This window comes from Vulcaniibacterium gelatinicum (assembly GCF_008033445.1).
Classification (GTDB): Bacteria; Pseudomonadota; Gammaproteobacteria; order Xanthomonadales; family Xanthomonadaceae; genus Vulcaniibacterium_B; species Vulcaniibacterium_B gelatinicum.
Window position 1 is genome coordinate 113787 of the sequence record NZ_VNKO01000002.1, and the last position, 21913, is coordinate 135699.

17 protein-coding genes and 1 tRNA gene are annotated in these 21913 nt (G+C 72.1%); 7 read left to right on the forward strand and 11 right to left on the reverse strand.

The window, feature by feature from the left end:
* The first annotated feature begins 125 nt into the window (after positions 1 to 125).
* From FPV26_RS02025 to FPV26_RS02035, 3 genes are read left to right on the forward strand one after another with little or no spacing between them, the layout of a single operon-like run.
* Entirely contained in the window at positions 126 to 1775 is a 1650-nt protein-coding gene (locus FPV26_RS02025) for a sensor histidine kinase (protein ID WP_181952535.1), read from the forward strand.
* Positions 1776 to 1785: 10 nt separating this feature from the next.
* Positions 1786 to 2250, forward strand: coding sequence for a response regulator (locus tag FPV26_RS02030; RefSeq protein ID WP_147651986.1), 465 nt, complete (start codon positions 1786 to 1788; stop codon positions 2248 to 2250).
* Complete coding sequence (locus FPV26_RS02035; RefSeq protein ID WP_147651989.1) at positions 2247 to 4889, forward strand: EAL domain-containing protein; 2643 nt, start codon at positions 2247 to 2249, stop codon at positions 4887 to 4889. Before FPV26_RS02030 ends, FPV26_RS02035 begins: the two co-directional genes overlap by 4 nt.
* A 49-nt stretch (positions 4890 to 4938) precedes the next feature.
* Here the strand turns inward: FPV26_RS02035 and FPV26_RS02040 are convergent, their stop codons facing one another.
* From FPV26_RS02040 to rnd, 5 genes are all read right to left on the reverse strand, one after another.
* Positions 4939 to 7266 carry a nitric-oxide reductase large subunit gene (locus tag FPV26_RS02040; RefSeq protein ID WP_147651991.1) on the reverse strand — a complete coding sequence of 776 codons (2328 nt, stop codon included), beginning with the start codon at positions 7264 to 7266 and terminating at the stop codon, positions 4939 to 4941.
* A 99-nt stretch (positions 7267 to 7365) separates the two neighbouring features.
* Positions 7366 to 8118, reverse strand: coding sequence for a helix-turn-helix domain-containing protein (locus FPV26_RS02045; RefSeq protein WP_246109179.1), 753 nt, complete (start codon positions 8116 to 8118; stop codon positions 7366 to 7368).
* A 19-nt stretch (positions 8119 to 8137) separates the two neighbouring features.
* Positions 8138 to 9538 carry an oxygen-independent coproporphyrinogen III oxidase gene (hemN, locus tag FPV26_RS02050; RefSeq protein ID WP_147651995.1) on the reverse strand — a complete coding sequence of 467 codons (1401 nt, stop codon included), beginning with the start codon at positions 9536 to 9538 and terminating at the stop codon, positions 8138 to 8140.
* A gap of 123 nt (positions 9539 to 9661) precedes the next feature.
* Positions 9662 to 9737: transfer RNA gene (locus FPV26_RS02055), tRNA-Ala, on the reverse strand.
* Between the two features lie 39 nt (positions 9738 to 9776).
* Positions 9777 to 10862 carry a ribonuclease D gene (rnd, locus tag FPV26_RS02060; protein WP_147651997.1) on the reverse strand — a complete coding sequence of 362 codons (1086 nt, stop codon included), beginning with the start codon at positions 10860 to 10862 and terminating at the stop codon, positions 9777 to 9779.
* A gap of 150 nt (positions 10863 to 11012) precedes the next feature.
* On the opposite strand from rnd, the gene FPV26_RS02065 reads away from it, so the two are divergent.
* A complete protein-coding gene (locus FPV26_RS02065; protein WP_147651999.1) occupies positions 11013 to 12839 on the forward strand; it encodes a formylglycine-generating enzyme family protein in 1827 nt (608 codons plus the stop codon).
* 25 nt (positions 12840 to 12864) lie between these two features.
* Positions 12865 to 13776 carry a M48 family metallopeptidase gene (locus tag FPV26_RS02070; RefSeq protein ID WP_147652001.1) on the forward strand — a complete coding sequence of 304 codons (912 nt, stop codon included), beginning with the start codon at positions 12865 to 12867 and terminating at the stop codon, positions 13774 to 13776.
* Positions 13777 to 13793: 17 nt separating this feature from the next.
* Here FPV26_RS02070 and phbB (FPV26_RS02075) read toward each other — a convergent pair whose 3' ends face one another.
* The 4 genes from phbB (FPV26_RS02075) to gluQRS form a co-directional block, all read right to left on the reverse strand.
* Positions 13794 to 14534 carry an acetoacetyl-CoA reductase gene (gene phbB / locus FPV26_RS02075; protein WP_147652003.1) on the reverse strand — a complete coding sequence of 247 codons (741 nt, stop codon included), beginning with the start codon at positions 14532 to 14534 and terminating at the stop codon, positions 13794 to 13796.
* Positions 14535 to 14648: 114 nt separating this feature from the next.
* Positions 14649 to 15170, reverse strand: a complete 522-nt coding sequence (gene phaR, locus FPV26_RS02080; RefSeq protein WP_147652005.1) for a polyhydroxyalkanoate synthesis repressor PhaR — start codon at positions 15168 to 15170, stop codon at positions 14649 to 14651.
* Between the two features lie 135 nt (positions 15171 to 15305).
* Positions 15306 to 16046 (reverse strand): acetoacetyl-CoA reductase, encoded by a 741-nt coding sequence (phbB, locus tag FPV26_RS02085; RefSeq protein WP_147652007.1) that lies wholly within the window; start codon positions 16044 to 16046, stop codon positions 15306 to 15308.
* A gap of 34 nt (positions 16047 to 16080) precedes the next feature.
* Positions 16081 to 16995, reverse strand: a complete 915-nt coding sequence (gene gluQRS / locus FPV26_RS02090; RefSeq protein WP_147652009.1) for a tRNA glutamyl-Q(34) synthetase GluQRS — start codon at positions 16993 to 16995, stop codon at positions 16081 to 16083.
* 75 nt (positions 16996 to 17070) lie between these two features.
* Between gluQRS and htpX the strand changes: the two genes are divergently transcribed.
* The gene (gene htpX / locus FPV26_RS02095; protein WP_147652011.1) at positions 17071 to 17973 is read left to right on the forward strand and encodes a protease HtpX; all 903 of its coding nucleotides are present in this window, start codon (positions 17071 to 17073) and stop codon (positions 17971 to 17973) included.
* 107 nt (positions 17974 to 18080) lie between these two features.
* Here the strand turns inward: htpX and FPV26_RS02100 are convergent, their stop codons facing one another.
* A complete protein-coding gene (locus tag FPV26_RS02100) occupies positions 18081 to 20159 on the reverse strand; it encodes a GGDEF/EAL domain-containing response regulator (RefSeq protein ID WP_147652013.1) in 2079 nt (692 codons plus the stop codon).
* A 61-nt stretch (positions 20160 to 20220) separates the two neighbouring features.
* Entirely contained in the window at positions 20221 to 21225 is a 1005-nt protein-coding gene (epmB, locus tag FPV26_RS02105) for an EF-P beta-lysylation protein EpmB (protein WP_147652015.1), read from the reverse strand.
* A 95-nt stretch (positions 21226 to 21320) separates the two neighbouring features.
* Here epmB and efp point away from each other — a divergent pair, with 95 nt between their 5' ends.
* The gene (gene efp / locus FPV26_RS02110) at positions 21321 to 21887 is read left to right on the forward strand and encodes an elongation factor P (RefSeq protein WP_147652017.1); all 567 of its coding nucleotides are present in this window, start codon (positions 21321 to 21323) and stop codon (positions 21885 to 21887) included.
* Positions 21888 to 21913 lie beyond the last annotated feature (26 nt).

Genomic DNA, 21913 nt, shown 5'->3' on the forward strand with positions numbered 1-21913 from the left:
TCGATCCAGGCTCGTCATGAGCCGCACCGATGAATGCGGCCATGTTTGATCCGGGTCAAGCAACTGGTCGTAGGCTTCAAGCTTCCCTGACAGACGCCGACGGCACGCGAGCCGAGGTTGCCGGCATGGACGTCACCCGGCCCCTGAGCGGCGTATCCCACTTCGTGATCGGCGGGTGGCCGACCTATGCCGGGCTCGCGGGCCTGCTGCTGCTCTCGGTCTCCGCGCTCGCCTTCGTGGGCTGGTTCGCCGCGGTGCCGGCGCTCACCGCGAGCGGATCCGGCTTCTATCTGATGCGGCCGGCCACCGCGCTCGGCGTCGCCGTGCTCGGGACAAGCCTGCTGTGCGCCGGCAGCGGACGGCTGCGGGTGCTGGCCACGCCGGCCGCGAGCCTGCTGGTCGCCGTTGCCGCGCTCGATTTCGCGCAGACGCTCGGGCTGGTGCCGGGCAGGCTCGACGCATGGTTGGTGTCGCTGGTGTCGTGGCCCGGCCGCAGCCCGCAGGACGGCTCGCCGCTGCTCTCGGGCGCGATGCTGCTGGCGCTGGGGCTGGCGCTGTGGCTGCTGCCGGCGCGGCGCCGTTGGCGACGGCGGATCGGCAACCTGTTGGCCACGGGGGTGTTCGGGCTCGGCCTGCTCTCCTCGCTCGGCTACGGCTACGGCTACACCTACACGCAGGGGTTCCGGACCGTGGCCACGGCCTACCCGGTGGTGCCATTGCCGTTCGCGTTCGCGGCGATGGCCGCTGCGCTGGTGCTGCTCGGCGCGAGCCGGGACGGTGCCTGCGTGCGGCTGCTGACCGCGCGCGGCGAAGGCGGGCGGCTGGCCCGGCGCCTGCTGCCGGTCTCGCTCCTGGTGCCGATCCTGATCGGCTGGCTGCAGCAGCTCGGCGAATGGATGGGGTACTACGACCGCGGGTTCGGCGACGCCATGGCGGTGGTCGCCAGCATCGGCGTGTTCACTTTCGTGCTCTACCGCTATTCGCGCGCGCTGGAATACGCCGACATCCAGCGCCGCCGGGCCGCGCGCCGCCTGAACGCGCTCAACGCCGCGCTCGAGGCGCGCGTGCACGAGCGCACCGCCCAGCTCGAGGCCGCGGTGCAGAACCTGGAAAGCTTCAGCTACTCGGTTTCGCACGACCTGCGCGCGCCGCTGCGCTCGATAGACAACTTCTCCCAGTTCCTGGTCGAGGACTATGCCGACCGACTCGACGCCGAAGGCCAGCGCCTGGTCGGCGTGATCCGCCGCAACGCCCAGCGCATGGGGCAATTGATCGACGACATGCTGGCGTTCTCGCGCGCCGGCACCTGCGAGATGGTCCACGCGCCCTTCGACCCGGCGCCGCTGGTGGAAACGGTGCTCGAGGACCTGGCGGTGGACCGGGAGCGCTGCGAGATCGTGGTCGGACCGCTGCCTCGCCTGCACGGCGACAAGGCGATGATCCGCCAGGTCCTGTTCAACCTGCTGTCCAATGCGGTCAAGTTCTCGGCGTCCCGCGAACGGCCGCGGATCGAGGTCGCCGGCACGGTCGCCGACGGGGAGGCGCGGATCACGGTCACCGACAACGGCGTCGGCTTCGACCCGGCGTTCGCGCACAAGCTGTTCCGCATGTTCGAGCGCTTGCATCCGGACGCCGAGTTCGAGGGCACGGGCGTGGGGCTTGCGATCGTGCGCCGGATTGTCGAGCGCCACGGCGGCCGGGTCTGGGCCGAGGGCAATGTGGGCGCCGGCGCCTCGTTCGGCTTTTCGCTGCCGCTCGGCGGCGGCACCCAGTGAGGTCCATGCCATGGGCACCAACGACGAAATCGACATCCTGCTGGTCGAGGACAACGCGGACGACGCGGAGGTCACCCAGCGCGCCCTGCGCCGCAGCCACCTGGCCAACCGCATCTACTGGGCCCGCGACGGCGTGGAGGCGCTGCAGTTCCTGTTCGCCGAAGGCCGGTTCCACGACCGCGACGCCACGCGCACGCCGCGCCTGATCCTGCTCGACCTGAAACTGCCGAAACTGGACGGCGCCGAGGTGCTGCGCGCGGTCCGCGCCGATCCGCGCACCCGGCTGACCCCGGTGGTGATGATGACCTCCTCCACCCAGGAGCAGGACGTGATCCGCAGCTACGAGCTCGGAGTCAACGGCTTCGTCTCCAAGCCGGTCGGGTTCGAGGAGTTCGCCAAGGTGATCTCCGGGCTCGGCTTCTACTGGCTGCTCGTCAACCGCCCGCCGGTGCCCGGGGCGAAGGAGCCGTCATGAACCACCAGCTGCGCGTCCTGATCCTGGACGACAATCCCGACGACGTCGAGGCGATGCGCCGCACGCTGATGCGCGCCGGCGACGGCTTCGAGGTGGCCGGCGTCGCCACCCGCGAGGCGCTGCTCGAAGCGCTGGATGCGTTCGTCCCCGACGCGGTGATCTGCGATTACCGGCTGCCGGGCTTCGACGGCCGGCAGGCGATCGAGCTGATCCGCAGCCGCCGCCCCGAGCTGCCGGTGCTGGTGGTCAGCGGCTCGCTGCCCGACGAGGCCGCGGTGGAGCTGATCCGCGTCGGCGCCTGCGACTACGTGCTCAAGGACCGCATGGCGCGTCTGGCGCCGGCGGTGATGCGCGCGATCGAGGAGGCGCGTGAGCGCGAGGCGCTGCAGCGCGCGCAGCACGAACTGATGATCTCAGAACGCAACTACCGGCGCCTGTTCGAGGCCGCGCGCGACGGCGTGCTGGTGCTGGATGCGGACACGCTGGGCGTGCTCGACATCAATCCGAGCATGTGCCGCATGATCGGTGAGGACAAGCAGGAACTGATCGGAGCGCCGGTGACGGAGCTCGCTGCGGAAGGGATGGACGCGGAGTGGGTGGATGCGTGCCATCGCCTGCGCCATGCCGGCCATCTCGACGGCGAGAACCTGACCATGCGCAGCACTGCCGGCATCCTGCCGATCGAATGCGCGGGCAGCGCCTACCCGGTCAACGGCTCGCGGTTGATGCAGTGGCAGATGCGCGATGTCAGCGAGCGGCGGCAGCGCGAGATCCAGGTCCGGCGCCACGCCACGCGCCAGGCCCTGGTGGCCGACTTCGGCCGGCGCGCCCTCGCCGGCATGGGCCTGCATGCCCTGTTCGACTATGCGCTGGACACCGTTTGCCGCGGGGTTCCGGCCGAGCGCGCGCGCCTGCTCCAGGTCGCGCCCGATGGCCGTGCGTTGTACCTGCGCGCCGAACGGGGGCTGGAGGGGGAGGGCCTTGGCCGCCGCGCGGCCGAGGCCGAGGCCCCGGGCACCCTGACCCGGGCCGTGATGGACACGCTGCAGCCGGTGCTGGTGGACGACGTCACCCGCGACTTCCGCTTCGCCGACGTGGCCGCGCTGCACGACCGCGCCGTGGCCAGCGCGCTCGAGGTGCCCATCGCCGGCGTCGGCGGCCTGCATGGCGTGCTCGGCGCCTATGCCGGCGATCCTGGCGCGTTCGACGCCGGCAGCGTGAGCTTCATGCAGGCGGTGGCCAACACCGTGGAGTCGGCGCTCGAGCGCCAGACCGCCGAGGACCGGCTTGCGTACATCTCCCAGTTCGACGAACTCACCGGGCTGCCGAACCGGACGCTGTTCCGCGACCGCGTGAGCCAGGCGCTGCTCAACGCCAGCCGCCACCATGGCCAGGCGGCGGTGCTGTTCGCGGACCTGGGCCAGTTCCGCAAGATCAACGATTCGCTCGGGCACGCCGCCGGCGACGAACTGCTGCGCCAGGTGGCGCGGCGCCTGCAGGATTGCGTGGGTGAGGGCGACACCGTGGCCCGTCTCGGCGGCGACGAGTTCGCGATCGCCGTCGCGGCGCCGGTCGCGGTGCCGGAAGCCATCCGCGTCGCGCGGCGCGCGATCCTGGCGCTGACTTCGGCCTTCGAGGTGGCCGGGCAGGACGTCTACCTCGGCGCCAGCATCGGCGTGGCGGTGTACCCCGACGACGGCGCCGAGGCCGAGCGGCTGGTCAAGAACGCCGAGACCGCGATGTACACGGCCAAGGAACAGGGCCGCAACACGATCCACTTCTTCACCCCGGAACTGCACGCGGTGGTGTCCGAACGGGTCGCGCTCGAGCGCGAGCTGCGCCAGGCGCTGGAGCGCGGTGAGTTCGAGCTGCATTACCAGCCGCAGGTCTCGTTGCGCGACGGGCGCATCGTCGGTGCCGAAGCGCTGCTGCGCTGGCGGCACCCGCGGCGCGGCCTGCTCACGCCGGACAAGTTCATCCGCGTCGCCGAGGATTCCGGCGTCATCGAGCCGATAGACCTGTGGGTGCTGGAACATGCGTGCGAGGAGGCCGCCGCGTGGGCGGCGGCCGGGCGCGGCGACCTGTTCGTGGCGGTCAACGTCTCGCCGCTGGAGTTGCGCCGCGGCCAGTTGCCGCGACGCGCGGACGCCGCGCTGCACCGCAGCGGGCTCGCCCCGGCACGGCTCGAACTCGAGCTCACCGAGAACCTGGTGATGGACGGCGCCGAGGCCTTCATCCGCACCATGGCCGAGCTCAAGACCCTCGGCGTGCACATCTCCCTCGACGACTTCGGCACCGGCTATTCGAGCCTGAGCTATCTCAAGCGCTTTCCGATAGACCGGCTCAAGGTGGACCGCTCGTTCGTCGCCGGCATGCTGGCCCAGGCGGAGGACGCGGCGATCGTGCGCGCGGTGATCGCGATGGCGCACCAGCTCGGGTTGAAGGTGGTGGCCGAGGGCATCGAAACCGCCGAACAGGCGCAGCACCTGAGCCGCCAGCGCTGCGACTTCGGCCAGGGTTACCTGTTCGCGCGGCCGATGGACGCGGCCGCGTTCCGCGCCCTGCTCGCCGACACGCCGGACTACGCGCCCCTGTGGGCGGAGGACTCGCCGCGCAATCCGGCCGCGCCGTCCTCCTGACATGCCGCGGGGCGGCCGCAGCCGCCCCGCGCATCCTCACCCGCCGGGCTCAGCGCTCGGTCTCGCCCGCGCCGCCGGCCACCGCCGCCTGCCGCGGCGCCACCCACAGCCGGAACACGAACCAGGCCAGGGCGATCGCGCCGATGCTGAACACGGTGTCGCCCGGCACCCGCAGCCACACCAGCATGTCCACGATCGGACGCTGCATGAACTCGGCCGAGCGCGCGTACCAGTAGCCGTGCTCGATCGCCGAGAGCAGCTGGAGCGTGCCCAGCGGCAGCAGGGTCAGCACCGCCATCAGCGCCAGACCGATGTTCAGGCTCCAGAACGACACCTTCAGCGCGCGCGTGTCCCAGTGCATCTGCCCGCGCAGCCCGCGCAGGCAGAACAGCACCAGGGCGATGCCGAGCATGCCGTACACGCCGAACAGCGCGGTGTGGCCGTGCAGCGGGGTCAGGTTCAGGCCCTGCATGAAGTACAGCGACAGCGGCGGGTTGATCAGGAAGCCGAACAGCCCCGCGCCCACCAGGTTCCAGAACGAGACCGCGATGAAGAACAGGATCGGCCACTTGTACCGGGCCATCCACGGCGTGGCCTGGCCCAGCTTCCAGGTGTGGTAGGCCTCGAAGCCGATGTAGGCCAGCGGCACCACCTCCAGCGCGCTGAAGCTCGCGCCCAGCGCCACCACCGCGGTCGGCGTGCCGACGAAGTACAGGTGGTGCAGGGTGCCGAGCACGCCGCCGGCCATGAACACGATGGTGGCGAACAGCACCGCGGTGGCCGCGGTCGAGGTCTTGACCAGGCCCAGCCGGCTGAAGATCAGCGCCATCACCGCGGTGGCGAACACCTCGAAGAAGCCCTCCACCCACAGGTGCACCAGCCACCAGCGCCAGTACTCGACCTCGGAGATGTGGGTGTGCTCGCCCCACATCAGCGCCGAGGCGAAGAACAGGCCGATGCACACCGTGGACAGGAACAGCAGGCCCACGATCGCCCGGGTGTCGGAGGCCGGGCCGCGCAGCACCGGCCACAGCGCGCGGCCGACCAGGGTCAGCCACAGCAGCAGGCCGATGAACAGGAACCACTGCCAGAACCGGCCCATGTCCGCGTATTCCCAGCCCTGGTGGCCGAACCAGAAGTTCTTGTCCAGGTCCAGCTTCTGCATCACCGCCAGCCATTGCCCGGCGAACGACCCGACCACGATCACCAGCAGGCACACGAACAGGAAGTTCACGCCCAGGCGCTGGAACCTGGGCTCATGCCCCGACAGCGCCGGCGCGATGTACAGCCCGGTGCCGAGCCAGGCCACCGCGATCCACAGCACCGCGAGCTGGGTGTGCCAGGTGCGGGTGATGGAGTAGGGCAGCACTTCCGACAGCGCATAGCCGTAGGCCTGCTGGCCTTCCACCTGGTAGTGCGCGGTCACCGCGCCGAGCAGGATCTGCACCAGGAACAGCGCCAGCACCACCCAGAAGTACTTCGCGGTGGCGCGCATGGACGGCGTCACCCGCAGCGCCGCCAGCGGATCGTTCGCGGGCGGGGTGTGCGGCTCCTCGCCGCGGGCGTGGGTGCGCGCGTGGTGCCAGCCGAGCAGGCCGATGCCGGCGAGCAGGAACAGCACGCTGAAGGCCGACCACACCCACAGCGCCGGCGGCGGGGCGTTGCCCACCAGCGGCTCGCTCGGCCAGTTGTTGGTGTAGGTCACGCGCTGGCCGGGCACGCCCTGCGGATCGGGGCCGGATACCTCGCCGATCGCGCCGGTACGCTCGGTGGTCGCGGCCCATGCCGTCCACCAGAAGAACGCGGTCAGCGCCCGCCGCCGCTCGGCGTCGGGCACCGTGTTCTCCTTCATCGCGTAGGCCTCACGCAGCGCCGCGGTGGCCGGGTCGTTGCCGAACAGGCTCACGTAGTGCGCGGCCACGTTCGAGATCGCCCGTGCCCGATCCTCGTCCAGCGTGATCGTGCCGGTCGCCGGGTCGTAGGTGTTGCGGCGCATCATCGTCTGCAGGCGCCCGCGCAGCGCGGCCTGGTCCTCCGCCGGCAGGTCGGCGTAGCTGGCCATGCCGCCGTCGGCGCGCGCCCACTGGTCGAGGATGTCCATCGCCTCGCGGTGCAGCCAGTCCGCGCTCCAGTCCGGCGCCACGTAGCCGCCGTGGCCCCAGATCGAACCGAGCTGCATGCCGCCGATGGACTGCCACACCTGCCGTCCGCGCTCGATGTCGGCGCGGGTGTACAGCGTCTGGCCGTTCTCGCTCACCACCCGTTCCGGCACCGGCGGTGCGGCGCGGAAGATTTCCCCGCCCGCCCACAGCAGCACGCCGAACGAGACGACGAGCAGCGTGGCCAGCCCCAGCCACAGCTTCCTGGTATCGCTCATGTCACCTCTCCCTTTGGGATGCGGCATCCTCCCCGGCCCGGGGCGGGGGCACCATGACCCACGTCAAGTTCACGCCGCGTCAACGCGGCGGGGAGGGGATCACTCGCGCAGCACCGGCGCCGCCAGCGCCGCGATCGCCTCGCGGTCGAGCAGCTCGACCTCGCGCCGGTCCACCCTGAGCAGGCCGTCCTGCTGGAACCGGCGCAGCACCCGGCTCACCGTCTCCGGCGCCAGGCGCAGGTAGTTGGCGATGTCGGTGCGCGCCATCGTCAGCTGGAAGCGGCTGGGCGAGAACCCGCGCGCGGCCAGCCGGCGCGAGAGCCCGACCAGGAACGCGGCCATGCGCTGGTCCGCGGACCAGTCCCCGGCCAGCAGCGCGGCGCGGCCGATGTCGCGGCTGAGCAGCCGGAACAGCTGCCGCTGCAGGCCGGGCAGGCGGGTGGCCAGCACCGCGATCTTGGGGAACGAGAACCGGCACAGCATCACCGTGTCGAGCGCGACCGCATTGCACGGGTAGTGCTCGCTGTCAATCGCGTTCAGGCCGATGATCTCGCCGGGCAGGTGGAAGCCGAGCACGTGCTCGCGCCCCTCGCGGTCTATCACGTAGGTCTTGACCGTGCCCGCGCGCACCGCGGCGATGGCCTCGAACGGGTCGCCCTCGCGGAACAGGTGCTCGCCGGCGTGGAACGGCCCGACGTGCTCGACCAGCACGTGCAGGTCCGTCAGCGCGGCCTTGTCCATGCCTTCGGCCAGGCACACCTGCGAGAACGCGCAGGTCGAGCAGAAATGCAGCGCGTCGCCGTCGTCGGCGAGCGTGTGGGCGTCGGTGCGCGGGAACGCGACCTGGTTCACGGCCATCTCCACGCCGGGGTCAGATCGCGCGCGAGAAGCGGGGCGCGGCGACCTGCGCGGGCTGGTCGAGGTAGCGGTCGAAGCACATCGCGATGTTACGCAACAGCAGGCGCCCGCGCGAGGTGGCGGTGATGCGCCCCGGCTCGATCCGCACCAGACCGTCCTCCGCCAGCGGCCGCAGCTTGTGCAGCGCGTCGGCGAAGTACTCGCGGAACACGATCCCGTAGCGCCGCTCCAGCGCCGCCACCGGGATCTCCCCCTGGCACATCAGGCGCTGGATCAGGTCGGCGCGCAGCTGGTCGTCCTCGCTCAGCTGCATGCCGCGGAACACCGGCAGCCGGCCCTCGTCCAGCGCCTCCTGCCAGCTCGCCAGGTCGCGCGGATTCTGGCTGTAGCTGTCGCCGATGTGGCTGATCGCGCTCACCCCCAGGCCGATCAGGTCGCTGTCGGCGTGGGTGGTGTAGCCCATGAAGTTGCGGTGCAGGCCGCCGCGCCGCTGCGCCTCGGCCAGGTCGTCGTCGGGCAGGGCGAAGTGGTCCATGCCGATGTACACGTAGCCGGCCGCGGTCAGGGTCCGGATCGCCAGCTGCAGCAGCTGCAGCCGCAGCTCGGCGCCGGGCAGCTCGCTCTCGACGATTTGCCGCTGCGGCTTGAACAGGTGCGGCAGGTGCGCGTAGCCGTACACCGCCAGCCGGTCCGGGCGCATCGCCAGCACCTGCGCCAGCGTCCGCGCGAAGCCCTCCAGCGTCTGCCGCGGCAGGCCGTAGATCAGGTCTATGTTGACCGAGCGGAAGCCGTTGGCGCGGCACGCCTCCACCACCGCGCGCGTCTCCTCCACCCCCTGGATGCGGTTGACCGCCTGCTGCACCTCGGGGTCGAAATCCTGCACCCCGAGGCTGGCGCGGTTGAAGCCGATCCGCGCCAGCTCGGCGATCTCCTCCGGGCTGACGAAGCGCGGATCGAGCTCGATCGAGATGTCGCGCTCGCGCGACTCCGAGAAATGGAAATGCCGGCGCAGCGTGTCCACCACCTCGCGCAGCTGCTCGGTGGACAGGAAGTTCGGCGTGCCGCCGCCGAAGTGCAGCTGGATCACCTCGCGGTCACGGTCGAACAGCTGCGCCATCAGCGCGATCTCGCGGTACAGCCGCGCCAGGTAGCTCTCCGCGCGCGCCTTGTCGCGGGTGATCACCCGGTTGCAGCCGCAGTAGAAGCACGGGCTGGTGCAGAACGGCACGTGCACGTACAGCGACAGCCGGCGCGGGATCGGGTCGCCGTTGCTGGCGGTGGCGGCCGCGCGCAGCTCGGCCTCGCCGAAGCCGGAATGGAACTGCGGCGCGGCGGGGTAGGAGGTGTAGCGCGGCCCCGGCCGGTCGTAGCGGCGCACCAGGTCGGCGTCGAAGGCGAGGGTGTCGGTCAGCATGCCGCGCAGCCTAGGCGGCGGCGTCCCGGGGCGTCTTGACTCAGGTCAAACCGGCCGGAGGCGGGGCCGGGCCGGCAAGCAAAAGGGCCGGGGCTTTGCGGCCCCGGCCCTGCGCGAGTTGGTTGGTGGAGCGGAGGAGGATCGAACTCCCGACCTTCGCATTGCGAACGCGACGCTCTCCCAGCTGAGCTACCGCCCCACGAAGGCTGCAAAGTGTAACGGGGCCGCGGCGCGTGCGCTAGCCCGGGCGTTCCAGGAGCGGGGCCAGGCGCGGTTCCAGTTCGGCGCGGCGCCAGCCGGAGAGGGCGCCGGGCCAGTCGTGGCCGTCGAGCAGGGCCTCCAGCCAGCGCCGCGAAGCGAGCACGCCGTCGGGCAGGCCGAGTTCGGCGCTGCGCGCGGCCACCGCGTCCTGCAGCCGGCGCAGGGCGGCCTTGTCGCGTTCGTCGCCGGCCGCGGCGCGCGGGGCCTGGTCTTCGTCCGGCAGGGGCGTGGCGAGGGCCTGCCAGATCGCGTCGGCGAGCTGGCGCGGGGCCTTGGGCGTGGCCTCGAGCAGGCGCTGCAGCGCCGCGCGGTCGGGCGGCGGATTGCGCGCCAGCGCGGCGGCCAGCTCGTTGTCCAGGATCCAGTTGCGCGGCCGGTCGCTGGCACGGGCGTAGGCCTCGCGCCAGCGCAGCAGGCGCAGCAGGCGGCGCTGCGCGTCGGGCGTGAGGTACTGCGCCGCGCGCAGCGACAGGTGCGGCCAGCGCTCGCCCTCGTCGCTGGCGGCGGTGGCGAGCAGGCGCGCGCTGTCCTCGGCGGCCCAGGCCTCGCGGCCGAGCGCGCGCAGGCGCGCGGCGAGCGCGTCGTGCAGCGCGTGCAGGTGGCGCACGTCGTCGGCGGCGTAGGCGAGCTGGGCCGGCGAGAGCGGGCGGCGCAGCCAGTCCGAGCGGGTCTCGCCCTTGGCCAGCGCCGTGCCGGTGAGCTCCTGCACCAGCCGCTGGTAGCCCATGCCGGCGCCGATCCCGGCCAGCGCGGCCGCGATCTGGGTGTCGAACAGCGGTTCGGGCAACACCCCGCAGCCGCGCTGCAGCGCGATCAGGTCCTCGCTCGCGCTGTGCATGACCTTGAGCACGCCGCGGTTGCGCAGCAGCGGCGCCAGCGCCTCGCCCATGCCCGGCACCAGCGGATCCACCAGCAGGATGTCGTCGCCGATCGCCAGTTGCACCAGCGCCAGCTGCGGCCAGTAGGTGCGTTCGCGGATGAACTCGGTGTCCAGGCCGACGCGGTCGGGGGGCGAGGCAAGGCGGCGGCGCAGGTCGTCGGGGTCGGAAATCCAGTGGCTCACGGTGCGGAAGGGGAAGTGCCGGAGCGCGAGCCTAGCAGGTCGCGGAACATTCCCGGTTCGCGGCGTGCGATCCGCGCCCAGGTTGCCGCGGACACGGCCGATGGCCTAACGTCGGGCGTCCCGCTTCCGGGCGTCGAGCGTGGGGGACGATTGCGCGCGCTTCCGATCGTGGCCGGCCTGTGCCTGTGCCTGCTGCTCGCGGCCTGCGAGCGCGGGACGCAGGCGCCTGCCCCCGATGCGGGGCGGCGTGCGCCGACGGTGACGATCCGCGATGACGCGCCGGTGCCCACCCCGGTCTGGGAGGCGCCTGCGGTGCAGATCGCGCCGGCCCAGGCCGGCCAGGCGCTGGCCGAGGCGGAGGCCGCGCTGCGGGAGGGACGCCTGTACGCCGGCGAGCGTGACGCGTTGCCGTTGCTGCTGGCGCTGCGCGCGCTGCGGCCGGACGATACGCGCATCAGCGCGGCCTTCGACCGTGCCCGGGCCGCGCTGCTCGTCCAGGGCCAGGCCGCGCTCGACGCGCTGGAAGACGACCCCGGGGCGCTGCGCCGCGCGCACGAGATCGCCGGCGTGGCGCAGGCGGTCGCGCCGGACGATGCCGAGGTGCGCGCGTTCCTCGACCGCCTGCAACGGGTGGACGCGGCCCAGGCCCGCAACCGCCGCGGCGAGGCGGAATTGCGCGCCGGGCGCCTGGGCGAGCGTGGCGGCGGCGCGCTGGCCCAGTTCCGCGAGGCGCTGCGCCTGCATCCGGACGATGTCCGTGCCCGGCAGGGCATCGCGGCGGTGGAGAGCGCGATGATCCGCCGTGCGGAGCTGTCCGCCGAGCGCGGCGATTTCGACACCGCCGAGCGCTGGCTGGCACATGCCGCCGAGGTGCGCCCCGCCATGCCCACCGTGGACGCGGCGCGCGAGCGGGTCGAACAGATGCGCCGCGCGCGCATCGCGGCGCTGCACGACCAGGGCCTGCGCGCGCTGCTGCAGGAGGGCGGCATCCCCGAGGCGCGGCGCCGGCTCGACGAGATCCTGCGCATCGCCCGCCCCGGCGATCCGGCGGCGGCCGAACTGCGCGAACGCATTGACCTGGCCGAGCATTACGGCCTGTTCCGCCCCGGCCAGCGTTTCACCGACGCGCTGCAGGGCGGCGGCCGCGGACCGCGGATGGTGGTGGTGCCGCACGGCGGCTTCCGCATGGGCGCGGTGGAGGGCGACGACAATGCCGCGGACGCCGAACGCCCCGCGCATTACGTGCGTTTCGACCGCGGTTTCGCGATGTCCGCCACCGAGATCACCGTGGCCGAGTTCCGGCGCTTCGTCGAGGCCACCGGCCATCGCAGCCGCGCCGTGCGCCGCGGCCATTCGACCGTGTACGACGAGCGCAGCGGCACCATGGTCAAGCGCAGCGGGATGGACTGGCGGCACGGTTACGACGGCCGGCCCGCGGCCGACGACGATCCGGTGCTGCACGTGAGCGTCAGGGACGCCGAGGCCTTTGCCGAGTGGCTGTCGGCGCAGAGCGGCCAGCGCTACCGCCTGCCGAGCGAGGCCGAGTTCGAATACGCCCTGCGCGCGGGCACGCAGCATGTCTACCCGTGGCCCGACGGCGTGCCGCCGAGGAGCGCCGGCAACCTCACCGGGGAAAAGGACGTCTCGCCGCGCGGCCGCCGCTGGCGCAATGCGTTCCGCGGCTACGGCGACGGCTGGTGGGGGCCCGCGCCGGCGGGCAGCTTCCCGCCGAATGCCTACGGCCTGCACGACCTGGCCGGCAACCTCAGCGAGTGGGTGGCCGACTGCTGGCACGACAGCTACCGCCGTGCGCCCGCCGATGGCCATGCCTGGTACAACCCCGGCTGCCGCACGCGGGTGATCCGCGGCGGTTCCTGGGCCAGCGCGCCGGAACAGGTGCGCGCGTCGTGGCGCCTGGGCGCCGATGCCGACACGACCAATGCCCGGGTCGGGTTCCGCGTGGTGCGCGAACTCTGACCGCGGTGCGGACGAGGAGACGGCGATGAGGGTGGATCCGTTCGGAAGACGCGGCCAGGCGCCGCGGCGGCGCGGATTCGGCGGGGGCGGCGTGCGCTGGTGGGTGCTGCTGCTGTTCGCCGGCTATGCCGCCTACTACTGGGTCTCGAACCGGACCGTGGATCCGTACACCGGCGACAAGGTGCTGATCGACCGCAGCCTGACGCCGGCGCAGGAGGAAGCCCTGGGCCTGCAGGCCTACCGGCAGATCCTGGCCCGGGAGCCGGTGCTCGACCCCGAGGCGCCGATCGCGCGCCAGGTGCGCGAGATCGCCGCGCGCCTGATCGCCAAGGCCGACGAGGTCGAGGCCGCGCTCGCCGCCGAGCACGGCCTGCCGCCGCAGCACATCGCCCGCGGCTTCGAGTGGGACGTCAATGTGATCCGCTCGGACCAGGTGAATGCGTTCTGCCTGCCCGGCGGCAAGATGGCGGTGTACACCGGCCTGGTGCCGGTGGCGCAGAACGCCGACGCGATGGCGGTGGTGCTCGGCCACGAGATCGCCCACGCCCTGCTGCGCCACGGTGCGCAGCGGCTGACCCAGCAGAAGGTCGGCCAGATCGTGCAGCTCGGCGCCGCGCTCGGCGGCATGGACGTGAACCAGCAGCGCATGGTGATGGCGGCGATGGGCTACGGCGTGCTGCTGCCCTACGCGCGCGAGCACGAGACCCAGGCCGACCACGTCGGCCTGATGCTGGCCGCCGCGGCGTGCTACGACCCGCGCGAGGCGGTGCCGCTGTGGCAGCGCATGGCCCGGGCGAGGGGCGGCAGTGCGCCGCCGGAGTTCGCCAGCACCCACCCCGATCCGGGCACGCGGATCGAGCGCCTGCGGGCGCTGATGCCCAAGGCGATGGCGTTTCGCGAACGCTTCTGCGAGGAGGCGGGCGGGGCGGCCCGTTGAGGCCGGCCCGCGGCTCCTCAGAAGCTCATGAACAGCCCGCCGTTGACCGGGATGTTCGCGCCGGTGATGAAGCCGGCTTCGTCGTGGGTGAGGAACTCGACCGTGCGCGCGATCTCGCTCGGCTTGCCCAGCCGTCCCACCGGCACCGACTCCACGATCTTCGCCCGGATCTCCTCCGGCACCGCCATCACCATCGCCGTCTCGCAGTAGCCCGGCGAGACCGAGTTGACGGTCACGCCCTTGCGCGCCACCTCGCGCGCCAGGGCCATGGTGAAGCCGTGCATGCCGGCCTTGGCCGCGGCGTAGTTGGTCTGGCCGAACTGGCCGGTCTGGCCGTTGACCGAGCTGATGTTGACGATCCGGCCGAAGCCGCGCGCGGTCATGCCGTCCACCACGTTGCGGCACATGTTGAACACGCCGTCGAGGTTGACCGACAGCACCGCGTCCCACTGGCTCCGTTCCATCTTGCGCAGGGTGCCGTCGCGGGTGATGCCGGCGGCGTTGACCAGGATGTCGAGCGCGCCGTGCTCGGCCTCCACCTTGCGCACCAGTGCGGCGCAGGCGTCGAAGTCGGTCACGTCCAGGGGCTCGAACACGATGCCGGTGTCCGCGGTTTCGCGCAGGAACGCTTCCACCCGGCTGCCGTCGCCTGGCAGGTCCGCGGCGATCACGCGCCGGCCGGCGCGGGCGAGGGTCTGGCAGATCGCACTGCCGAGTCCACCGATGCCGCCGGTGACGACGGCCACTCGAGTCTGCATGGGCATAGGGTCTGGCTGGGCCGCGGCTGCGGCGTGGCGGGGCAGCGCCATGGTGCGCTGCACAATGGATTCTGGCGGGCCCCGGGGCGGGGCGTCAATCCGCGCCGGCGCGGCTCAGGCGCGCGGCTTGGCGGTGTCCTTCTCGGCGGCGTGCTTGTCCTGTTCCTTGTCCCGCGGCCGGGCGGCCGGGCGCGGGCCGAGCCCGCTCACCAGGTTCTGCTGGAACTCCTTCCACAGCTCCAGGTTGCGCTCGGTGAGCTGGTTGAGCAGGGTCCACGGCGCCTGCCCGAGCAGGCCGCCCATCTGCTGGCGGAACTGCTGCTGCTGCTCCAGGAACATCTGCATCGAGCGCTCCAGGTAGGTGCCCATGAAGCCCTGCAGCGAGTCGCCGTAGAAGCGGATGATCTGGCTCAGCAGCTGGGTGGACAGCACCGGTTCGCCGGCCTGTTCGTGCTCGGCGATGATCTGCAGCAGCACCTGGCGGGTGAGGTCCTCGCCGGTCTTGGCGTCGCGCACCTCGAACTCCTCGCCGTCCACGATCAGCTGGCGCACGTCCTCGATCGTGATGTAGCTGGAGATCTCGGTGTCGTAGAGCCGGCGGTTCGGATACTTCTTGATGACGCGGGGCGCGGACATGCGGGAAGACCGATGCAGCGGGAAGCCGAGCATGCGGCATGCGGTGCGGGCCCTGCAACCGGTCCGGTGTCAAGGCCCGCAGGTCACGGCGCCGGCGGGTCGGAACCGTGACCGGGGTCGCGCCGCCCGGCGCCCTCACCAGCCCATGTACTGGCCGCCGTTCACACTCAGGTTGGCGCCGGTGATCCAGGCCGCCTCGTCGGGGATGAAGAAGGCCACCGCGTAGGCGATCTCCTCGGGCAGGCCGAGCCGGCCGACCGGGATCTGGGCCACGATCTTCTCGCGCACCGGCTCGGGCACCGCCATCACCATGTCGGTGGCGGTGTAGCCGGGGGAGACGGTGTTGACCGTGATCCCGAACTTCGCGTTCTCCTGCGCCAGCGAGATGGTGAAGCCGTGCATGCCGGCCTTGGAGGCGGCGTAGTTGGCCTGGCCGTACTGGCCCTTCTGGCCGTTGATCGAGCTGATCTGCACGATCCGGCCCCACTTGCGCTCGCGCATGCCCTCGATCACCGGGCGGGTGACGTTGAAGCAGGAGTTGAGGTTGGTGTTGATCACCTCCTGCCACTGCAGCGCCGTCATCCTGTGGAAGGTGGTGTCGCGGGTGATGCCGGCGTTGTTGACCAGGATCTCCACCGGGCCGAGCTGGCGCTCGACCTCGCGCACCATCGCCTCGGCATCCTCCGGCGAGGACACGTCGCCGCGCGCCAGCACCACCTCCACGCCCTCCGCGCGCATCTGCGCCTGCCAGGCGCGGGCCTTCTCCTCGTTGCGGTAGTTGGTGGCCACCTTGTGGCCCATCGCCGCCAGCTTGCGGCAGATCGCGGTGCCGATGCCGCCGGTGCCGCCCGTGACCAGTGCCACACGTGCCGTCATTGCGCGTCCTCCCTGGTTTCCTGTCGAATCGGGTTCACTCTAGAGCGTGGGCGGGAACGATGACAGGGGCCGGCACGGGGCCGGGCGCGATTCGCTCCGGGCGGAACGCGGCCTGCGCGGCGGCCAGCGCCGCGGGCACCGAGCCGGCCCCGCGCAACGCCGCCGGCGGCTGCCCCAGCGCCTGCCAGGCCGCGCGCAGCGCCGGCAGCGGGTCGTCGCCGTCCACCGGCAGCGCGGCCAGCGACTTGGAGAGCTTGCGGCCGTCCGCGCCCAGCACCAGCGGCAGGTGGGCGTAGGCCGGCGTCGGCAGGCCCAGCGCGCGCTGCAGCAGGATCTGGCGCGGGGTCGAGTCGAGCAGATCGGCGCCGCGCACCACGGCGGTGATGCCCTGCGCGGCGTCGTCCACCACCACCGCGAGCTGGTAGGCCCAGTAGCCGTCGGCCCGGCGCAGGACGAAATCGCCGACCTCGGCATGCACGTCCTGCGCGCAGCGTCCCTGGATCGCGTCCTCGAACGCGACCGTGCTGCCCGGCGGCACCCGCAGGCGCACCGCGGGCGTGTCCCGCCGGCCGCCGGCGCGGCAGCGATGGTGGATGCCGCCGTCGGCGGCCAGCGCGCTGCGGCTGCAATGGCACTCGAACGCCGCGCCGCCGGCCAGCAGGCGCTCGAGCGCGGCCTGGTACAGCGCGCCGCGCTCGCTCTGCCGGACCACCGGCCCGTCGGAGACCAGTCCGAACGCGGCCAGGGTGCGCAGCTGCGCCTCGGCCGCGCCGGGCACCTCGCGCGGCGGGTCGAGGTCCTCGATCCGCACCAGCCATTCGCCGCCGGCATGCCGTGCCAGCAGCCAGCTGCCCAGCGCCGCCAGCAGCGAGCCGAAGTGCAGCGGCCCGGTCGGCGAGGGGGCGAAGCGGCCGCGGCGCGGCGGTGCGGGGGGTGGGGGGGGCGTCATTGCACTTGAATTTAACCGCGCCACGCCACACTAACGCACCGTACCCGCGCACCCGCGCGCAATCCCCGACTATCCATGCTCAAGCGAATCGTCCTGTTCCTGGCCACCAACCTCGCCGTGCTGGCGCTGGTCAGCATCGTCATGTCCGTGCTGGGCGTGGATGCCAGCCGGTTCGGCGGTCTGCTGGTGATGGCCGCGCTGTTCGGCTTCGGCGGCGCGTTCGTCTCGCTGCTGATGTCGAAGTGGGTGGCCAAGCGCTTCACCGGCGCGCAGGTGATCGAAACCCCGCGCAACGAGGCCGAGCGCTGGCTGCTGGAGACCGTGCGCCGCCAGGCCGAGGCCGCCGGCATCGGCATGCCCGAGGTCGCGGTCTACGACGCGCCCGAGATCAACGCCTTCGCCACCGGTGCCAACCGCAACCATGCCCTGGTCGCGGTCTCCACCGGCCTGCTGCGGGCGATGAACCGCGACGAGGCCGAGGCCGTGCTCGGCCACGAGGTCGCCCACATCGCCAACGGCGACATGGTGACCATGGCCCTGCTGCAGGGCGTGCTCAACACCTTCGTGATCGTCCTGGCGCGCATCGTCGGCCGGGTGGTGGACGGGTTCATCAGCGGCAACCGCGAGGGCGGCGTCGGCCCGGCCTATTTCCTCGTGGTGCTGGTGCTGGAGCTGGTCTTCGGCCTGTTCGCGAGCATGATCGCCATGTGGTTCTCGCGCCACCGCGAGTTCCGCGCCGACGCCGGCGGCGCGCGCCTGGCCGGGCGCGAGAAGATGATCGCCGCGCTCGAGCGCCTGGCCCAGACCTACGGCCACAGCACCCTGCCCAAGCAGATCGCCGCGTTCGGCATCAGCGGCGGCGTGGGCGCCGGCCTGGCCCGGCTGTTCATGAGCCATCCGCCGCTGGAGGAGCGCATCGCCCGCCTGCGCGCGGCCGCACCCGACGAGCACGCCGTGCGCCAGGGTCTGGTGGCCTGAGGCCCTGAGGCCCCGATTCGCGGAGCGCGTCCCGCGCCCTGCGGCAGAAATGAAGAAGCCCGCCGCGAGGCGGGCTTCTTCGTGTGCAGTGCACGCCTGCGCGGCGGCTATTCGAACTCGTAGATCATTTCCGGTCCCGCCGGAGCCAGGAAGTGGCCCTGCACGTAGTCCACGCCGCAGCCGAACAGGAAGGTCATGCTGTTGGCGTCCTGGACGAACTCGGCGATGGTCTTCCTGCCGCTCTCGGCCGCCTTCTGCGCGATCTCGCGCAGGCGTTTCTGGTGTTCCTGGTTGGTGGTCAGATCCTGCATGAAATCGCGGTCGATCTTGACCATCGCCGGTTCGAAGTGGCTCAGCAGCTGGAACGAGTTCAGGCCGGCGCCGAAGCGTTCCAGCGACATCCGCACCCCGAGCTTGCCGACCGCCTCGCGGAACTGCTGCGCGGCGCGCAGGTGGGTGAATACCTTCGATTCCGGCAGCTCCAGGATCAGCCGCTCGCCCGGCACCCTGTGCGCGGCGAGCTGCTCGCCGATGAACTGCACCAGGGTCTCGTCCTGCAGCGAGGCCGGGGTGATCTTGACCATCAGCGTGGTCTGGCGGCCGGCGCGGGCGCGCTCGCCGATCACCGCGATCGCGCGCCCCACCACCCAGCGGTCGATCTCCCACATCAGGCCGCGGTCCTCGGCGATCGGCAGGAACGACACCGGGGCGACGATCTCGCCGGCACTGCCCTGCAGACGCAGGTAGCCCTCGTAGAATTCGCCCGGTTCGCCCTGCAGGCTGATGATGGGCTGGTAGTGGAGCAGGAAGCCGTTCTGGTCGAGCGCGGTCTGCATGCGCTTGACCCAGGCCTGCAGGCGCTCCTCCTCGGCCCGGTCCACCGCGCCGGGGTCGAAGATCTCGAAGCGGTTGCCGCCCACGCCGATGGAGGACTGCACGCCGCCGCTGGCCTTGGCCAGCACCTGGCTGACCGAGGCGATCTTCTCGCCGATCTGCACGCCGCCGATGCTCACGGTGGCGTTGAGCGAGCGTGTGCCGACCTCGAGCACGTGGTCGGCGAAGGCGGCCCGGACCTTCTCGGCCAGGGCCGCGGTCTGGGCGTGGTCGCTGTTGCGCGCCAGCACCGCGAACTGGTGCTCGGCGAAGCGGGCCAGCAGGTCGTCCCCGTCCACCACGGTACGCAGGCGCTCGGCCAGCGCGCGCACCAGGTCGTCGGCCGCGTCCAGGCCGATCTCCTGCAGCAGCGTCTGGTAGTGGTCCGGCTCGACCAGCAGCAGGCCGTGGTGCTCGTCGCGCTGCGCGCTGCCGGCCACCGCGTCCTCGAGCGCGCGCAGGAAGGTGGGGCGGTTGAGCAGGCCGGTGACCTGGTCGCGCTGGCGCAGCTCCTCGAGTTCCCGCGCCAGCTCGGCGTCGAGCTCGGCGCGGCGGAACACGATCTGCAGGCAGGGTTCGCCTTCGTAATTGGCGGGGGTGAACTCCATCACCGCGGGGAAGGTGTTGCCCTCGATGTCGCGCGCCTCCAGCTCGTAGCGCGGTGGCGGCGGTTCGCCCTTGCTCAGGTCCTTGAGCAGGGCCTTGAAGCCGGCGACGTGGTTCGGCGCGACCAGGTCGAGCAGGGACATGCCCTCGATGTCCTCGAACGACTCGTAGCCGAACATCTCCAGGTAGGCCTGGTTGGCGCGGATGTGCATGCCCTCGTGCACGTAGGCGATCGGGTCGCGCGAGGACTCGATCAGCGCGTCGCAGCGGCGCTCGGTCTCGCGCAGGCGGGCCTCCAGCGCGCGCTGGGCGCGACGGGCCACCAGGTCGGCCCACTCGGTCTTGACCATCGCCTGCACGTGTTCGGCGCGGCCGCGCAGGACCACGCTGCGCGCGCCGTGCTCGAGCATCTCCAGGATCACCCGGTCGTCCACGCTGTCCACCGCCAGCAGCAGCGGCAGGTCCTTGCCGCTGGCGCGGATGGCGCGGGTCACGGCCGCGAGCGGCGGGCGGGTCGCGTCGCGCGCGGCGATGACGAGGTCCAGCGGCTGGCCGGCGATGATCTCGGCCAGTTCCTCCTCGTTCTCCGGCCGCGACGGGCGCACCGCCACGCCGGCGTTGCGCAGGGCGCTGACCACGCCCTCGGCGGCCTCGACGCTGTCGTCCACGATCAGCAGCCGCAGCACGTTGTCTTTGTTCGGCGGCATTCGGCTCCTCCGGGGGCTGTTTATGGCACGAACGGGCAGTCAACGTCCATGTGGGCCTTGGTCACAGCGGGCGCTTGCCAGGGTCGCCGGGCACCTCGCGGACCAGCTTCGGCACCAGGTAGCCGGACAGGCGTGCGGCCAGTGCCGCGTGCAGCTCGCGCGCGCGCGCGTCGGGGACTTCGAAATGGGCCGCGCCCTGCACCCGGTCGAGCTGGTGCAGGTAGTAGGGCAGCACGCCGGCCGCGAACGCGCGCTCGCTCAGTGCGGCCAGCGCCTCGACGCTGTCGTTGACCCCGCGCAGCAGCACCGCCTGGTTGAGCAGCACGGCGCCGGCCGCGCGCAGGCGCGCGAGCGCAGCGTCCACCGGGGCGTCGAACTCGTTGGCGTGGTTGGCGTGCAGCACCACCGTGACCGGCCAGGGCAGGGCGGCGAGCCAGTCCAGCAGCGCATCGTCCACCCGCTCGGGCAGCACGACCGGCAGCCGGGTGTGCACGCGCAGGCGGCGCAGGTGCGGGATGCGCGCCAGCGCGGCGGTGAGCTCGGCCAGCTTGGAGGTCGCCAGCGACCACGGGTCGCCGCCGGAGAGGATCACCTCGTCGATGGAAGCGTCGCCCGCGATGCAGTCCACCGCGGCCCGCCAGTGGTCGGCCGCGGCCGTTTCCTCGGCATAGGGGAAGTGGCGGCGGAAGCAGTAGCGGCAGTGCACCGCGCAGGAGCCGGTCGCGATCAGCAGGGCGCGGCCGCGGTACTTGCGGATCACGCCCGGCGCCGCGCGCGCGGCGGCATCGCCGACCGCATCGGCGACGAAGCCCGGCATGGGCCGCAGTTCCTCGTCCAGCGGCAGCACCTGGCGCAGCAGCGGGTCGGCCGGGTCGCCGGGGCGCATGCGCGCCACGAAGCCGCGCGGCACCCGCAGCGGGAACTGCGCCGCGGCCTCGGCGCCGACCCGCGCGGCCAGGTCCGGCAGGCCGAGCAGGCGCAGCAGCTCGCGCGGGTCGCGCACGGCTTCGCGCCACAGCTGTTGCCAGCGCGGCGGCTGCAGGGGCGAGGGCGCAGCGGGTATCATGCCGGGTCTGATTCCTTCCGGGCGCTCCGGCGCAGCCGGAGAACCCAAGCCCACCATTCTAGCCGCCCCGCGGGGCGGCCCAGCAGGAGCATTCCATGGCCACCCTTGGCATGAACGACGTGAAGACCGGGCAGAAGATCCTGGTCAACAACGAGCCGTGCGTGATCACCGAGACCGAGTACGTCAAGCCGGGCAAGGGCCAGGCCTTCACCCGCGTGAAGTACCGCAACATCAAGTCCGGGCGCGTGGTCGAGATGACCATGAAGGCCACCGACTCGGTCGAGGTCGCCGACGTGGTGGACACCGACATGCAGTACCTGTACGCCGACGGCGAATACTGGCACTTCATGAATCCCGAGACTTTCGAGCAGGTGCAGGCCGACAGGGCCGGCATGGGCGGCGCGGAGAAGTGGCTGAAGGGCGAGGAGACCTGCGTGGTCACGCTCTGGAACGGCACCCCGATCGCGGTGCAGCCGCCGAACTTCGTCGAGCTCAGGATCGTGGAGACCGACCCGGGCGTGCGCGGCGACACCTCGGGCGGCGGCGGCAAGCCGGCCAAGCTCGAGACCGGCGCGGTGGTGCGCGTGCCGCTGTTCGTGCAGCAGGACGAGGTGATCCGCGTGGACACCCGCTCGGGCGAGTACGTCAGCCGCGTGAAGTGACGGAACCGGGGCCGGCACGCCGCCGG

Excerpts from the sequence above, each read along its gene's own strand:
- htpX (WP_147652011.1), top strand. The coding sequence starts at position 17,071 with ATGCTCAAGCGAATCGTCCTGTTCCTGGCCACCAACCTCGCCGTGCTG.
- phbB (WP_147652003.1), bottom strand. The coding sequence starts at position 14,534 with ATGCAGACTCGAGTGGCCGTCGTCACCGGCGGCATCGGTGGACTCGGC.
- epmB (WP_147652015.1), bottom strand. The coding sequence starts at position 21,225 with ATGATACCCGCTGCGCCCTCGCCCCTGCAGCCGCCGCGCTGGCAACAG.
- FPV26_RS02030 (WP_147651986.1), top strand. The coding sequence starts at position 1,786 with ATGGGCACCAACGACGAAATCGACATCCTGCTGGTCGAGGACAACGCG.
- FPV26_RS02025 (WP_181952535.1), top strand. The coding sequence starts at position 126 with ATGGACGTCACCCGGCCCCTGAGCGGCGTATCCCACTTCGTGATCGGC.
- FPV26_RS02070 (WP_147652001.1), top strand. The coding sequence starts at position 12,865 with ATGAGGGTGGATCCGTTCGGAAGACGCGGCCAGGCGCCGCGGCGGCGC.
- FPV26_RS02040 (WP_147651991.1), bottom strand. The coding sequence starts at position 7,266 with ATGAGCGATACCAGGAAGCTGTGGCTGGGGCTGGCCACGCTGCTCGTC.
- FPV26_RS02100 (WP_147652013.1), bottom strand. The coding sequence starts at position 20,159 with ATGCCGCCGAACAAAGACAACGTGCTGCGGCTGCTGATCGTGGACGAC.
- efp (WP_147652017.1), top strand. The coding sequence starts at position 21,321 with ATGGCCACCCTTGGCATGAACGACGTGAAGACCGGGCAGAAGATCCTG.
- phbB (WP_147652007.1), bottom strand. The coding sequence starts at position 16,046 with ATGACGGCACGTGTGGCACTGGTCACGGGCGGCACCGGCGGCATCGGC.
- phaR (WP_147652005.1), bottom strand. The coding sequence starts at position 15,170 with ATGTCCGCGCCCCGCGTCATCAAGAAGTATCCGAACCGCCGGCTCTAC.
- FPV26_RS02035 (WP_147651989.1), top strand. The coding sequence starts at position 2,247 with ATGAACCACCAGCTGCGCGTCCTGATCCTGGACGACAATCCCGACGAC.
- gluQRS (WP_147652009.1), bottom strand. The coding sequence starts at position 16,995 with ATGACGCCCCCCCCACCCCCCGCACCGCCGCGCCGCGGCCGCTTCGCC.
- hemN (WP_147651995.1), bottom strand. The coding sequence starts at position 9,538 with ATGCTGACCGACACCCTCGCCTTCGACGCCGACCTGGTGCGCCGCTAC.